Here is a 14,709-nt window from a genome sequence, read left to right on the forward strand (position 1 = left end):
GTGGCCGGCCCGGCGCGGGCCGGCCACTCGGCCGGCAGCGGTGCTCACATACATCATCAGGCGTCTGATCGGCGCGCTCGCGATGCTCATGGTGGTCAGCATGGTCACCTTCGGCATCTTCTTCGTCGTGCCGCAGTGGGCCGGGGCGACTCCCGAGGCCCTCGCCTCGCGCTACGTCGGGCGCGCGGCGACCCCGGAGACCGTTCACCTGGTCGCCGAGCGGCTCGGCTTCTACGACCCGGTGGTCGTGCAGTACGGCAGGTTCGTCAAGGGCATCTTCACCGGCGCCACCTACGACTACGGCGCCGGCGTCGAGCAGTGCCCCGCTCCCTGCTTCGGCTACTCCTTCATCAGCGGACAGCCCGTCTGGCCGGACCTGGTCGACCGCATGCCGGTCACCTTCTCCCTCGCCATCGGCGCGGCCATCCTGTGGGTGTTGGGCGGCGTCGCCATCGGCGTGCTGTCGGCGCTGCGCCGCGGCAGCTTCTTCGACCGGCTGTCCATGGGCACCGCCCTCGCCGGCGTGTCGCTGCCCATCTTCTTCACCGGCATGGTCTCCCTGGTCATCTTCAGCTACGGCCTCGGCTGGACCCCGCCGGGCGGTGCGTACACACCGCTGGCGGAGAACCCGGCGCTGTGGGCCTACGACCTGCTGCTGCCGTGGATCACGCTGGCCTTCCTGTTCGCCGCCACCTACGCCCGGCTCACCCGGGCGGGCATGCTGGAGACCATGGGGGAGGACTACATCCGCACCGCCCGCGCCAAGGGGCTGAGGGAGCGGGAGGTGATCGTCAAGCACGGCCTGCGCGCCGCGCTGACGCCCATCCTCACGCTCTTCGGCATCGACTTCGGGCTGCTGATCGGCGGCGCCGTCCTCACCGAGACCACCTATACTCTGCCCGGGCTCGGCCAGTACGCCATTCTGGCGATCAGGAACCAGGACCTGCCGCAGGTCATGGGGGTCGTGCTGGTCGCCGCGCTGTTCGTGGTGGTCGCGAGCCTGGTCGTCGACCTGCTCTACGCCGTGGTCGACCCGAGGGTGAGGTTGTCGTGAGCTTCCTTGAGGTCAAGGACCTGAAGATCCACTTTCCGACCGACGACGGTCTGGTCAAGTCCGTCGACGGGCTGACGTTCGACCTCGAACGCGGCAAGACGCTCGGCATCGTCGGCGAGTCCGGCTCCGGCAAGAGCGTCACCAGCCTCGGCATCCTGGGGCTGCACAAGGGCGGCCGCGCCCACCTCTCCGGCGAGATCTGGCTGGACGGCGAGGAGCTGATCGGCGCCTCCGCCGAGCACGTACGCGGCCTGCGCGGCAAGAAGATGGCGATGATCTTCCAGGATCCGCTGTCGTCGATGCACCCCTACTACACGGTCGGCCAGCAGATCATCGAGGCCTACCGCATCCACAACGACGTCAGCAAGCAGGTCGCCCGCAAGCACGCGATCGACATGCTGGGCCGCGTCGGCATCCCCGAGCCGGCCAGGCGCGTCGACAGCTACCCGCACGAGTTCTCCGGCGGCATGCGCCAGCGCGCGATGATCGCCATGGCGCTGTCGTGCGACCCCGAGCTGCTCATCGCCGACGAGCCGACCACGGCGCTCGACGTGACCGTCCAGGCCCAGATCCTCGACCTCATGGTCGACCTGCAGCGCGAGTTCAACTCCGCGCTCATCATCATCACCCACGACCTGGGCGTGGTGGCCGAGCTGTCCGACGACATCCTCGTCATGTACGGCGGCAAGTGCATCGAGTACGGCCCGGCCGACAGCATCTTCTACCGCCCCGAGCACCCCTACACCTGGGGCCTGCTCGGCTCCATGCCCCGCCTGGACCGGGAGCCCACCGAGCGGCTGCTGCCGATCAAGGGCTCGCCGCCCTCGCTCATCAACGTGCCCCCCGGCTGCGCGTTCCATCCGCGCTGCCCGTACGCCGAGCGCACGCAGGGCAAGGCCGACACCGAGGTGCCCGCGCTGGCCGAGACCGAGGGCGGCCACCTGGTGCGCTGCCACATGAGCCGCGACGAGCGGCGCGGCCTGTGGGAGAACGAGATCAAGCCAGTGCTGGAGACCCAGTGAGCGAGCCGAACTACGCCAGTGAGCCGCTTCTTTCCGTGCAGGACATGGAGAAGCACTTCCCTGTGACCAAGGGCCTGCTGAAGAGACAGGTCGGCGCGGTCAAGGCGGTCGACGGCATCAGCTTCGACGTCTTCAAGGGCGAGACCCTCGGCCTGGTGGGCGAGTCGGGCTGCGGCAAGTCCACGACCGGCCGCCTGGTCACCCGGCTGCTGGAGCCCACCGCGGGCAAGGTCGTCTTCGAGGGCCAGGACATCACGCACATGAGCCAGGGGCGGCTGCGGCCGCTCCGGCGCGACATGCAGATGATCTTCCAGGACCCCTACTCGTCGCTGAACCCCCGGCACACGGTCGGCGCCATCGTCGGCGCGCCGTTCCGCATCCAGGGCGTGCAGACCGAGAACGGCGTCAAGAAGGCCGTCCAGGACATCCTGTCGCTGGTCGGGCTCAACCCCGAGCACTACAACCGCTACCCGCACGAGTTCTCCGGGGGCCAGCGCCAGCGCATCGGCATCGCCCGCACGCTCGCGCTCAAGCCCAAGCTCATCATCGCCGACGAGCCGGTCTCCGCGCTCGACGTGTCCATCCAGGCCCAGGTCGTCAACCTGCTGGAGGACCTGCAGAACGAGCTGGACCTCACCTACGTCGTGATCGCCCACGACCTGTCGGTGGTGCGCCACATCAGCGACCGGGTCGCCGTGATGTACCTCGGCAAGATCGTCGAGATCGCCGACCGCAAGCGGCTCTACAGCTCGCCCATGCACCCCTACACCAACGCCCTGCTGTCGGCCGTGCCCGTGCCCGACCCCAAGGCGCGCAAGGGCCGCGAGCGCATCCGGCTGGCCGGCGACGTGCCGAGCCCGCTCAACCCGCCGCCCGCCTGCCGCTTCCACACCCGCTGCTGGAAGGCGCAGGAGATCTGCAAGACGGTCGAGCCGCCGCTGGGCGAGGTGGCGAGCGGGCACCGCGTCGCCTGCCACTTCCCGGAGAACGCTGTGGAGACCCCGGCGGCCGCGGCCGCCGAGCAGAGCTGACACGCGCCGGGCGTCCCCGACAACGGGCCGCCCGGCCCGGTCAGGACAGGGCGCCCGGCGTGATGAGGCCCGTCTCGTAGGCCAGCACCACCGCCTGCACGCGGTCGCGCAGCCCCAGCTTGGTCAGCACGTTGCCGACGTGCGTCTTGACCGTCGTCTCGCTCACCACCAGCTTGGCGGCAATCTCGGCGTTGGACATGCCCTTGGCGATCAGCCGCAGCACCTCCAGCTCGCGCTCGGTCAGCCGGTCGAGCCGGGCGGGGGCCGCCTGCTCGTACGCCGACGGCAGCCGCGCGGCGAACCGGTCGAGCAGCCGCCGGGTCACGCTCGGCGCGACGATCGCCTCGCCCGCCGCCACCACCCGGATCGCCTGCACCAGCTCGTCCGGCGGCACGTCCTTCAGCAGGAACCCCGACGCGCCCGCGCGCAGCGCCTCCACGATGTACTCGTCGAGGTCGAACGTGGTCAGCACCAGCACCTTCGGCACGTGCGCCGACGGCGCCGCCTCCCGCACGATCCGGCGGGTCGCCTCGATGCCGTCCACCCCGGGCATCCTGATGTCCATGAGCACCACGTCGGGCAGCAGCGCCCGGGTCTGCTCCATCGCGGCCTTGCCGTCGCCGGCCTGCCCCACCACCGTGATGTCGGGCTCGGCCTCGAGAATCAGGCGGAAACCGGTGCGCAGCAGCGGCTGGTCGTCCACCAGCAGCACTCTGATCGTCATTGTCCGTCCTTCAGCGGGAACCTCGCCCGCACCTCGAAACCGCCCCCCGGCAGCGGACCGATGCTCAGGATTCCACCATAGAGTGCCACTCTTTCGCGAATGCCCACCAAACCATGCCCTTGCCCCGAGGTCAGACCATCCGCCGCGCCGCCCGTCCCGTCGTCCTCGACCCGTACGTCCAGCTCGCGCGGCTTGTGCCGGACGGTGACCACCGCGCCGGCCCCGGCCCCCGCGTGCCGCAGGCTGTTGGTCAGCCCCTCCTGCACCAGCCGGTACGCCGCCAGGTCCACCCCGGCAGGCAGCTCCCGCGGCTCGCCCTCCACCAGCAGCCGGACCGGCAGCCCCGCCTCCCGCATCTGCTCCACGAGCGCCGGCAGGTCACGTACGCCCGGCTGCGGCCCCAGCTCGGCCCGCGCGTCGGCGCGCAGCACCCCCACGATCGTGCGCATCTCCGCCATCGCGGTGCGCCCGGTGTGCTCGATGGCCGACAGCGCCTCGCCCGCCAGCGCGGGATCGGCGGCGAGCACCCGCCGCGCCGCCGCGGCCTGCACCACCATGACGCTGACGTGGTGGGCCACCACGTCGTGCAGCTCCCGCGCGATCCGCGAGCGCTCCTCGGCCCGCGCCGCCCGGGTGTCGGCCGCGTGCGCCCGCTCCAGCCGCGCCGCCCGGTCCTTCAGCTCCTCCAGGTAGGCCCGCCGCAGCCGCAGGCTGCGCCCCGCGCCCCACACGGCCGTCACCAGGATGACGACCACCACGTGGTCGGTCCAGGCCGCCGCCCGCACGGGGCCGGCCAGCGCCCCCAGCGCGTACGCCGACAACGACACCAGCAGCCCGCCCAGCGCCATCGCCAGCCCCCGGTGGGAGGCCACCGAGTAGAGCAGCACCAGCCCGGCCAGGCCCGGCACGCCCATGCCGTAGCCGGTCGCCGTCAGCAGCAGGCCCGGCACCAGGGCCGCGCACAGCGCGGCCAGCGGCCACCGCCGGCGGAAGGCCACGGGCACGCCCGCCACGGCCACCAGCGCGACGCCGAACCCGTCGGGCGGCCGCGGCCCCGCGGACGCCGGGATCAGCGGGTCGTCGAGCGTGTGGAGCACCACCGAGACGATCGCCACCACGGCGGCGAGAACCGGGTCGTGGAGGCGGGTTCGGTCGATGCGCACGGCTTCACTGTAGGACCGCCCGGGAGTCCGATTCCTCCTCCCCGGGGAGGATCAGTCCTGCTAAAGCTCGTCGGTCGCGGCCCGGCGGTTCCTGCGCACGGTGTCGCCGGGCTGCCGGTCGGGCACCGGGGGAGGGGTGCCGCCGAACTCGGGGCACAGCGCCTGATGGTCGCACCAGTCGCACAGCCGGCTGCGCCGCGCCCGCCACTCGCCGCTCTGCATCGCGCGCTCGATCGCCGTCCACAGCGCCATCACCTTGCGCTCGGTGGCCTGCAGGTCGGCCTCGTCGGGGGCGTAGCGCAGCACCTCGCCCTGGCCGCCGAGGTAGACGAGCTGCAGCAGCCGCGGCACCCGCCCGCGCAGCCGCCACAGCACCAGCGCGTAGAACTTCATCTGGAACAGCGCCTTGGCCTCGAAGTCGGGCCCCGGCGCGCTGCCGGTCTTGTAGTCGACCACCCGGACCTCGCCGGTCGGCGCCACGTCGAGCCGGTCGACGTAGCCGCGCAGCATCAGCCCGCCGTCGAGCACCGCCTCGACGTAGAGCTCACGCTCGGCCGGCTCCAGCCGGGTCGGGTCCTCCAGCGTGAAGTAGCGCTCCAGCATGCCGCGGGCCTGCGCCAGCCACTCGGCCTGCTCCTCCTCGCCGGAGAACATCTCGGCGTATTGGGGGTCGTCGTCGAGCAGCCGCCGCCACTGCGGCTCCAGCAGCTCCAGCGCCGCCGCCACCGACCGGCGCGGGGCCGGCAGGTCGTAGAGCCGCTCCAGGACCGCGTGGACCACCGTGCCGCGCACCGCCGCCGGGGAGGGCCGCTCGGGGAGCTGGTCGATCACCCGGAAGCGGTAGAGCAGCGGGCAGGTCATGAAATCGCCCGCGCGGGAGGGGGACAGCGCACCGATGATCACCGGCTCGGTCAGCGTCATGCACGCACTCTAGGTCACGGCCCCGACAGATTGACCCCCGGCGCGACGATGAGCGCCTGCCGCGGCGCGTAGCATCAAGGCAGCGAGACCACCACACCGCCGGGGCCCGACCGCACGCGGACCCGCCGGGAAGACGTACGAGGAGAGCGGTGAGCGAGCAGAGCCCCCGGCAGGAGTTCTCCGGCGTCCCGATGGGGAGGCTGTTCGGCATCCCCGTCTACGTGTCCTGGACCTGGTTCCTCGTGGCCGGCTTCATCACCGTGATGTTCGGCCCCTACTTCGGGCGGATGCTGCCCGGCATCGGCGAGGGCGCCGCCTACGGCGTGGCGTTCGTCTTCGCGGTGCTGCTCTACGTCTCGGTGCTGCTGCACGAGCTGGCGCACAGCGTCCTCGCCAAGGCCTACGGGCTGCCGGTGCGCCGCATCACCCTCTACCTCCTCGGCGGCGTCTCGGAGATCGAGAAGGAGCCGCCCACGCCGGGCAAGGAGTTCCTGGTGGCCGCGGCGGGGCCGGGGCTGTCGCTCGGGCTGGCCGGGCTCGGCTGGCTGGCCGACGTCTACTTCATCAACGACGGCGGCATCCTCGAGGTGCTGGTGCTGCAGCTCTGGTTCGCCAACCTCATCGTCGGCGTCTTCAACCTGCTGCCGGGACTGCCGCTCGACGGCGGCCGGATGCTGCGGGCCGGCGTGTGGAAGATCGCCGGCAGCCCCGGCACCGGCACGATCGTCGCCGCCTGGGGCGGCCGGGTGCTGGCCGTGCTGCTCGTCGCGGTGCCCCTCGCGTCGGCGCTCGCCGGCGGCGGCGAGGCCGACATCACCGACGTGATCTGGCCGCTGGTGCTGGCCTCCTTCATCTGGATGGGCGCCTCGCAGTCGCTGCGGGTGGCCAAGATCCGCGCCCGCATCCCGCGGGTCAACGCGCGGGCCCTGGCCCGCAGGGCGGTGCCGGTGAGCGGCGACACGCCGCTGTCGGAGGCGTTGCGGCAGGCGGGCGAGCGGCACGCGGGCGCCATCGTCGTGGTCGACCACGACGGCCGGCCGCTGGCGATCGTCAGCGAGGCCGCCGTGCAGGCCACCCCCGAGCACCGCCGCCCGTGGGTGAGCTCCGCCTCCCTGGCCAAGTCGCTCGACCCGGCCATGGTGCTGGCCGCCGACCTCGCGGGCGAGCCGCTCATCGACGCCATGCGCGAGGCGCCGGGCAGCGAATATCTCCTCGTGGAGCCGGGCGGCGAGGTCTACGGCGTGCTGTCCACCGCCGATGTGAACCGGGTGTTCACCGGCGTCTGATTTGTCCCACTCGTTTAAGCCGCGGCCCCCGGATAGGGTCGTGTCCAGCGGTTTCCGGGTTCGGGAGCGGACCCGGGCGATTTCTGCGATGCGATGACTGGCCGCTAGTGTGCTGTTTGGCCAAACTTGCACAGTTAAGGGGTTAGTTGCGGTCCACCGGTTCATCGAATCGAGACGACGGGGGCGCGGCACGGCTCCGTCGTCTGGGTATGCGTATGGCTGGTGGCCGGCACCGCAGTGCGGGCGCCGTGACAACGCCGGCTTCCGGGGAGGAGAGTTGAGTGACCGAGCGCAGCGAGGGCACCGATGAGCGCGGCACGGTCGTCATGAGGGAGGACGCATGACCGACCAAGGCTTCGGAGCGGTGCGTCCGCTTCCTGGTGACGGTCTCGTCGCCTACCTGGGCGGGCTGCTGCTGGTGTGCGATCCGGGCGAGGCCACCGCCGACGGCCTGCTCGACGCGCTGCGCGAGACCGCGGCCTCCGGCGGCGACGGCCGGGCACTGGCGCGCCGCGCGGCGCAGGTGCTGGCGGCCAACATGGCGGGCGACCCCGCCGCGTGCGCGGTCGCGGGCCCGGTGACCGGCGGCGTCGCCGTCCTGGTCAGCGGCTCGGCCTCGGCGAGCGTCGTCACCTCCGCCGGCGAGACGCGGCTGTCCGGCAGCGACTCCCTGACCTGGGCCGACCGGCTCGTCACCGGCACCGTCGAGCGGGTCGAGCTGAGCCTGCCCGGCGCCGGCTCCCCGCATCCGGCCGTACGCCTCGACGGCGGCGTGGTCCACGGCGGCGGCCTGGTCAGCGACCTCGCCGACCGTCCCGCCGACCGTCCCATCGGGCGGTCGTCCGAAATGCCCGCGCAGTCCCGGCCGCTGACCAGCGAGATGCCGGCCACGGCCTTCCACATCGAGGCCGACCTCATCCAGCCGCCCGCCCAGCAGCAGCCCCAGCACCAGCCCCAGCCGCAGCCGCAGTCCCAGCCGGTGGAGCGGCCGCCCTATCCGCTGGCCGACCAGCCGCCGGTCGTGCCGAGCCCGCCCTCGGGCCCCCAGCCCGTCCCGGCGTCCATGGAGCAGGGGCCCTACCACACGCCTCAGGATCAGCCGTACCCCTCGCAGGACCAGCCTTACCCGTCGCAGGAGCAGCACTCCCCGTACGGGCCGCCGCACGACCAGCCGCCGGCCTACCACTCGCGCGAGTCGTCGCCGTCCCTGCCCGAGCCGGGCCACTACCCGACCTACGACGAGCAGCCGCCCTCCGGCAACGGCCTGCCCGACCAGCAGGGGCAGCAGCCCTTCGGCGGGCCCGACCACTTCGGCGACCAGCCCGCGCCGCCCCCGCCGCCCGGCCAGCCCGACCACTTCGACCACCCGGGCCCGCCGCAGCCGCAGCAGGAGCAGCAGCAGCCCGAGCACGGCGACCGGCCGCTGGTCTACGGGGTCGACTGCAAGAACGACCACTTCAACGACCCCCGCGTCCCCTACTGCGCCGTCTGCGGCATCGCCCTGGTCCAGCGCACCCTCGTCCCCTACAAGGGACCGCGCCCCTCGCTCGGCGTGCTCATCCTCGACGACGGCACGGCGCTGCCGCTGGAGAGCGACTACCTGCTCGGCCGCGACCCCGAGCGGGCCCCCGAGGTGGCCGGCGGCACGGCCCGCCCGGCCAAGGTGACCAGCCCCGACGGCTCGGTCTCGCGCCGTCACCTGCGGGTGGCGCTCGACGGCTGGGACGTCAACCTGGTCGACCTCGGCTCGGTCAACGGCACCCAGATCCAGCCGCCCGGCGACCCCAACTTCTACGACATCCCGCCCAACGAGCCCGTCACCATCGCGCCCGGCACCACCGTGCGCGTGGGTGTCTCCCGCACCCTGCGCTACGAGGCGCACCGCGGCTGAGCGGCCCGCCGGCCGCGCCCCCTCACCGAGCGGGCGCGGCCGTCCGGCGTCCTCCAAGGCCTGCCGTACGGCGCCGTCCAAGGCTTGCCGTCGGGCGTCCTCCAGACCTGCCGTCCGGCGTTCTCCGTGGCCCGTCAGGCCGGGCGGAAGGCCCGTACGCCCCGCAGCAGCCGCACCGCCGCCTCCAGGCCGCTGGCCGCCTCCAGCGCCCGCCCGGCCGCGATCGCGTACCTGCTCAGCAGGTGCTCGTCGGCGTCGCAGAAGGCCCGCCCCGCGACCCACACGAACAGATGGTCGCACGACACCGCGGGCACCGGCGTCGCGAGGAAGCCAGGCTCGCCCACGCTGGGGTCGCACGCCAGCCGCACCGGCTCCACGGCCGACGCCAGCTCCTTCAGCACCCCCGACTCCGCGAGCCAGCCGTGCACCCGCAGCGGGTCGCCGGGCGGGGTGTGCGCGTACATCGACCGGGCCTCCTCGCGCAGCGGATCCGCGCGGACGAAACCCGCGTACGAGGTGTTCGCGACCGCGGCGGCGGCCCGCGCCAGCCGGTCCACCAGGTCCGCGGCCTCCAGCCCTGAACAGGCGGAGATGAGCTCGCGCATGGAGACGTCGACACGGTTGTATGGCATCGCGGCGATCCCTCGGCCGGTCGGAGGCGAGATCGCGCGAGCCGACCACGCGACCCTCGAAAGCGACTGCCCCGACTATCGCCCCCGACGTGGCCCTTGACTAGCCCTCAACAGGAAATCGGGATTTCTCCCCGTCCGGGGCCGTCAGCCGTCAGGAGGAGCGGACGCGGGCCCAGGCGAGGTCGTCCACGCGCCGCCCGCCGCCCTTCGGGAACATCTCCCTGTGCACGCCCTCCCGGCTGAACCCGGCCCGCTCCAGCACCCGGTGCGAGGCGACGTTGCCCGCCTCGGTGCCGGCCACGACCCGGTGCAGCGCCGTACGGGCGAACGCCCAGTCCACCAGCAGCCGCACCGCCCGCGTCATGAACCCCTTGCCGCGGAAGCCCGGCATCAGCGAGTAGCCGACCATCGCCTGCCCGAGCGCCGGCGTCACCTGGGTGAGCTGCACGTGCCCGGCGAACGCCCCGGACCCGGCGTCGCGCACGGCCAGCTCGATCCGCTGCCCCGACACCCACCAGTAGCCGGTGTAGCGGCAGCGCCGCTCGTCGTCCTGGAGGGTGCTGGGCGGCCCCACCTTGTACGCGGCCACGACCGGATCGGCCAGCATCCGGTGGAAGTCGGCCGCGTCCGCCGGGGTCATCGGCGTCAGCCGTACCACGCCGTCGGACAGCTCCCCGCCGTCGAAGAACGGCAGGTACGGCTCCACCGGCGGCGCCGCCTCGCCCGGCAGCCGCCCGAAGGTGATCAGGTCGGCGGGGCGGCCGTCGCGCAGCAGCTTGGCCTCGCGCCGGTGCCCCTCCTCGCGGAAGCCCGCCTTGTACGCCACCCGCAGGCTGGCGACATTCTCCACCTCGGCCTCCAGCTCGACCCGGCGTACGCCCTGGTCGAACAGCCAGTCGGCGACCGCCCGCGCGGCCGTCGAGGCCACGCCCTTGCCGCGGGCCCACGGCGCGACGAGGTAGCCGAGCTCGGCGACCCGCCAGCGGTCGGGCGGCCGGACGCCGATCGAGCCGGCGTAGCGGCCGTCCTGGGTGATGGCGAACTCGGCGCCGCCGGCCTCCCACTTGGCGCGGGCCTGCTCGACGTACGCGCGCGCGTCCGACAGCCGGTACGGGGAGGGCAGCAGCGGCAGGAAGCGGGCCGTCACCGGGTCGTCGCACGCCCGCATGATCGCCTCGGCGTCGGAGTCTGAGGGGGCCCGCAGGACGAGGGGACCGGCGGAGATCACGTGGCGCGCGAGCATCCCCCATACTTATCGTGCGTCCGGAGCCGCCCGAAAGCCCTATAACCTTGCCGCCATGGGTTTCCGCAGGCATGGGCCGTTCCGCCCGGGGGATCAGGTGCAGCTCACCGACCCCAAGAACAAGCGCCACACGATCACGCTCAAAGAGGACGGCGTCTTCCACACCCACAAGGGCGCCATCCCGCACAGCGACCTGATCGGGCAGCCCGAGGGCTCCGTGGTGCGCTCGTCCGGCGGCACCCAGTACCTCGCCTTCCGCCACCTCCTCCAGGACTACACGCTCGCCATGCCGCGCGGCGCGGCCGTCATCTACCCCAAGGACGCCTCGATGATCGTCGGCATGGCCGACGTCTTCCCCGGCGCCCGCGTGATCGAGGCGGGGGTCGGCTCCGGCGCGCTCACCTGCTTCCTGCTGCGCGCCGTCGGCCCCGAGGGCCACGTGACGAGCTACGAGCGCCGCCAGGACTTCGCCGACGTGGCGCGCAAGAACGTCGAGAACTTCTACGGCGGCCCCATGGACGACACCTGGCGGCTGGTGGTCGGCGACCTCAACGACTCCATCGACGAGGCCGACGTCGACCGGGTGATCCTCGACATGCTCGCGCCGTGGGAGTGCGTCGACGCCGCCGCCAAGGCCCTCACGCCGGGCGGCGTGATCTGCTGTTACGTGGCCACGACCACCCAGCTGTCGAAGACCGTCGAGGTCATTCGCGATCACGGGTGTTTCACCGAGCCGCATGCGTGGGAGACCCTGGTTCGCGACTGGCATGTCGAAGGACTCGCGGTGAGACCGGATCATCGGATGATCGGCCACACGGGGTTCCTCGTCTCCGCCCGCCGCATGGCGGACGGAGTGACACCCCCGCCGAGACGCCGCCGACCGAAGGGGACGACCGAAGAACTATGACAATTTGGCCACGAGGGTGCGTTGGTGAGTGACACGGGAACAGATCGTCGTGTTCCTGTGCTGGGAGTATTAAACGCACTATTGAGGATTAATCGCCGAACACTGAATGTCACTCTACGAACACTGCCCGGCCAGGTTACGGAGGGGCCCGAGATAGGTAAGGTCCTTAGTAGTCGCCCTCGACTGGGAAGGAGGTGACGGGGCGTGGCAGCTCGCGATGATGCTGAGGCTCGAGCCGCGCAGCGCGAACGGGAGGTCGCTGATCTTTCAACACAGGTCTCCTTCCTGCAGGAGGAGATCACCGCGCTGAGGCGGAAGCTGGCCGAGTCACCCCGTCAGGCCAGAGTCCTCGAAGAGCGTCTCCATGAGGCACAGGCGAACCTCGCGGCCGTGACCGGCCAGAACGAACGCCTTGTGGCCACACTCAAGGAGGCCAGGGACCAGATCGTCGCTCTCAAGGAGGAGGTCGACCGGCTGGCGCAGCCGCCGTCCGGTTTCGGCACCTTCCTGGAGGCCAGAGAAGACGGCACGATCGAGGTGTTCACCGGCGGCCGCAAGCTGCGGGTGAACGTCAGCCCCGCCGTCGACGTCGATTCGCTGCGGCGTGGCCAGGAGGTCATGCTCAACGAAGCGCTCAACGTGGTCGAGGCGCTCGGCTACGAAGAGGTCGGCGAGATCGTGATGCTCAAAGAACTGCTCGACGAGGGCAAGCGGGCCCTGGTCATCTCGCACGCCGACGAAGAGCGCGTCGTGCGGCTGGCCGACTCGCTGCAGGGCCAGCCCGTCAGGGCCGGCGACTCGCTCCTGCTGGAGCCCCGCTCGGGCTACGTCTACGAGCGCATACCCAAGTCCGAAGTCGAAGAGCTCGTGCTCGAAGAGGTCCCCGACATCTCCTACGAGGAGATCGGCGGCCTCGGGCGGCAGATCGAGCAGATCAGGGACGCCATCGAGCTGCCCTACCTGCACGCCGACCTGTTCCGCGAGCACATGCTGCGGCCGCCGAAGGGCGTGCTGCTGTACGGCCCGCCCGGCTGCGGCAAGACGCTCATCGCCAAGGCCGTCGCCAACTCCCTGGCCAAGCAGGTCGCGGAGAAGACCGGCCAGTCCGGCAAGAGCTTCTTCCTCAACATCAAGGGCCCGGAGCTGCTCAACAAGTACGTCGGCGAGACCGAGCGGCACATCCGCCTGGTCTTCCAGCGGGCTCGTGAGAAGGCCTCCGAGGGCACGCCGGTGATCGTGTTCTTCGACGAGATGGACTCGATCTTCCGCACCCGCGGCTCCGGCGTCTCGTCCGACGTCGAGAACACCATCGTCCCTCAGCTGCTGTCGGAGATCGACGGCGTCGAGGGCCTGGAGAACGTCATCGTCATCGGCGCCTCCAACCGCGAGGACATGATCGACCCCGCGATCCTGCGGCCCGGCCGCCTGGACGTGAAGATCAAGATCGAGCGGCCGGACGCCGAGGCGGCGAAGGACATCTTCTCGAAGTACCTGCGTCCCGACCTCCCTCTGCACCCGGACGACCTGGCCGAGCACGGCGACTCGCGGCAGGGCACCATCCAGGGCATGATCCAGAGCGTCGTCGAGCGCATGTACACCGAGAGCGAGGAAAACCGCTTCCTCGAGGTGACCTACGCCAACGGCGACAAGGAAGTCCTCTACTTCAAGGACTTCAACTCCGGCGCGATGATCCAGAACATCGTCGACCGGGGCAAGAAGATGGCCATCAAGCAGTTCCTCGAGACCGGCCAGAAGGGCCTGCGGGTGCAGCACCTGCTCACGGCCTGCGTGGACGAGTTCTCCGAGAACGAGGACCTGCCCAACACCACCAACCCCGACGACTGGGCTCGCATCTCCGGCAAGAAGGGCGAGCGGATCGTCTACATCCGCACGCTGGTCTCCGGCAAGCAGGGCAGCGAGGCCGGCCGCTCGATCGACACCGTCGCCAACACCGGCCAGTACCTGTGACCCCTTCCCGAGAGGGCCACGGCGCCTGACGCCGGCACGACGACAAGCGGGAGGGCCTCCGGGCCCCCCCGCTTCCGTTTCCCGGTGCCCGACGCCCTCCGCCCGACGCCGGGCGCGACACGACGCGATAGGCATGCGCCGGCCCGCCTCGGGGCGCACACTTGGCGATGTGACCACTTCCGATCAGGTGGGGCTCAAGCGCGTCGAGGTGCACGTCGAGGGCGTCCTGCGGGGCGTCGGCTTCCGGCCCTTCGTGCACGCGCTCGCCCGGCGGCTCGGCCTGGCCGGCCAGGTGCGCGACGACGTCGACGGCGTGCACATCGAGATCGAGGGCGCCCGCCCCCGCGTCGCGGAGTTCCTCACCGCGCTCGAACGCGACGCCCCCGCCCTGTCGGAGATCGAACGGGTCACCGTCGTCCGCGCCGAGCCCACCGGCCGCCGTGGGTTCGCCATCGCCGCCGCCGACCCCGCGGGCCCGCGCCGCGCCGCGGTCCCCGCCGACCTCGCCACCTGCGACGACTGCCTGCGCGAGCTAGCCGATCCCGCCGATCGCCGCCACCGGCACCCGTTCGTCTCCTGCGCCGGCTGCGGGCCGCGCTTCACCGTCGTCCGTGCCGTCCCCTACGACCGGCCGCTGACCACCATGGCGGGTTTCGCGATGTGCCCGGACTGCGTGGCCGAGTACCACGACCCCGGCGACCGCCGCTTCCACGCCCCGCCGATCTGCTGCCCCGGCTGCGGGCCCCGGCTGCGGCTGCTCGACCCGGGCGGCGGCGAACTGCCGGGCGATCCCGTCGCCACCGCCGCCGCCCTCCTGCGGGCGGGCCGGATCGTGGCGGTCAAGGGCCTCGGCGGCTACCAGCTCGC

13 protein-coding genes are annotated in these 14,709 nt (G+C 71.9%); 8 read left to right on the forward strand and 5 right to left on the reverse strand.

The genetic code is table 11. The features are described from left to right. The first annotated feature begins 40 nt into the window (after nucleotides 1–40). From ACBR40_RS00965 to ACBR40_RS00975, 3 genes are read left to right on the forward strand one after another with little or no spacing between them, the layout of a single operon-like run. A complete protein-coding gene (locus tag ACBR40_RS00965; protein WP_371247017.1) occupies nucleotides 41–1,054 on the forward strand; it encodes an ABC transporter permease in 1,014 nt (337 codons plus the stop codon). Beyond that, on the forward strand, nucleotides 1,051–2,076 hold the full coding sequence (locus ACBR40_RS00970; protein WP_371247018.1) for an ABC transporter ATP-binding protein: 1,026 nt from the start codon (nucleotides 1,051–1,053) through the stop codon (nucleotides 2,074–2,076). The genes ACBR40_RS00965 and ACBR40_RS00970 overlap by 4 nt, the downstream gene beginning before the upstream one ends. A 44-nt stretch (nucleotides 2,077–2,120) precedes the next feature. After that, on the forward strand, nucleotides 2,121–3,107 hold the full coding sequence (locus tag ACBR40_RS00975) for an ABC transporter ATP-binding protein (RefSeq protein ID WP_371247569.1): 987 nt from the start codon (nucleotides 2,121–2,123) through the stop codon (nucleotides 3,105–3,107). A gap of 40 nt (nucleotides 3,108–3,147) precedes the next feature. On the opposite strand, the gene ACBR40_RS00980 is transcribed toward ACBR40_RS00975, so the two are convergent. From ACBR40_RS00980 to ACBR40_RS00990, 3 genes are read right to left on the reverse strand one after another with little or no spacing between them, the layout of a single operon-like run. Next, a complete protein-coding gene (locus ACBR40_RS00980) occupies nucleotides 3,148–3,831 on the reverse strand; it encodes a response regulator transcription factor (RefSeq protein WP_091087580.1) in 684 nt (227 codons plus the stop codon). Beyond that, nucleotides 3,828–4,994, reverse strand: a complete 1,167-nt coding sequence (locus ACBR40_RS00985; RefSeq protein WP_371247019.1) for a sensor histidine kinase — start codon at nucleotides 4,992–4,994, stop codon at nucleotides 3,828–3,830. Before ACBR40_RS00985 ends, ACBR40_RS00980 begins: the two co-directional genes overlap by 4 nt. A gap of 60 nt (nucleotides 4,995–5,054) precedes the next feature. Further along, nucleotides 5,055–5,915, reverse strand: a complete 861-nt coding sequence (locus tag ACBR40_RS00990; RefSeq protein ID WP_344215512.1) for a RecB family exonuclease — start codon at nucleotides 5,913–5,915, stop codon at nucleotides 5,055–5,057. Nucleotides 5,916–6,064: 149 nt separating this feature from the next. Here ACBR40_RS00990 and ACBR40_RS00995 point away from each other — a divergent pair, with 149 nt between their 5' ends. Both ACBR40_RS00995 and ACBR40_RS01000 read left to right on the forward strand, forming a co-directional pair. After that, on the forward strand, nucleotides 6,065–7,201 hold the full coding sequence (locus tag ACBR40_RS00995; RefSeq protein WP_371247020.1) for a site-2 protease family protein: 1,137 nt from the start codon (nucleotides 6,065–6,067) through the stop codon (nucleotides 7,199–7,201). A gap of 340 nt (nucleotides 7,202–7,541) precedes the next feature. Then, nucleotides 7,542–9,092: an FHA domain-containing protein gene (locus tag ACBR40_RS01000; RefSeq protein ID WP_371247021.1), complete on the forward strand. Its 1,551-nt coding sequence runs from the start codon at nucleotides 7,542–7,544 to the stop codon at nucleotides 9,090–9,092. 134 nt (nucleotides 9,093–9,226) lie between these two features. Here ACBR40_RS01000 and ACBR40_RS01005 read toward each other — a convergent pair whose 3' ends face one another. Further along, nucleotides 9,227–9,724, reverse strand: a complete 498-nt coding sequence (locus ACBR40_RS01005) for a hypothetical protein (RefSeq protein WP_371247022.1) — start codon at nucleotides 9,722–9,724, stop codon at nucleotides 9,227–9,229. Nucleotides 9,725–9,875: 151 nt separating this feature from the next. Then, nucleotides 9,876–10,967 carry a GNAT family N-acetyltransferase gene (locus ACBR40_RS01010; RefSeq protein ID WP_364452751.1) on the reverse strand — a complete coding sequence of 364 codons (1,092 nt, stop codon included), beginning with the start codon at nucleotides 10,965–10,967 and terminating at the stop codon, nucleotides 9,876–9,878. 55 nt (nucleotides 10,968–11,022) lie between these two features. Here ACBR40_RS01010 and ACBR40_RS01015 point away from each other — a divergent pair, with 55 nt between their 5' ends. The 3 genes from ACBR40_RS01015 to ACBR40_RS01025 form a co-directional block, all read left to right on the forward strand. After that, nucleotides 11,023–11,874, forward strand: coding sequence for a tRNA (adenine-N1)-methyltransferase (locus tag ACBR40_RS01015; RefSeq protein ID WP_344215501.1), 852 nt, complete (start codon nucleotides 11,023–11,025; stop codon nucleotides 11,872–11,874). A 204-nt stretch (nucleotides 11,875–12,078) separates the two neighbouring features. Beyond that, on the forward strand, nucleotides 12,079–13,842 hold the full coding sequence (gene arc / locus ACBR40_RS01020) for a proteasome ATPase (protein WP_344215499.1): 1,764 nt from the start codon (nucleotides 12,079–12,081) through the stop codon (nucleotides 13,840–13,842). Between the two features lie 169 nt (nucleotides 13,843–14,011). After that, nucleotides 14,012–14,709, forward strand: a 698-nt coding sequence (locus ACBR40_RS01025; protein WP_371247023.1) for an acylphosphatase, incomplete at its 3' end; no start/stop codon positions are given.

It is taken from the genome of Nonomuraea sp. AD125B, from assembly GCF_041402765.1.
Taxonomy (GTDB): Bacteria; Actinomycetota; Actinomycetes; order Streptosporangiales; family Streptosporangiaceae; genus Nonomuraea; species Nonomuraea bangladeshensis.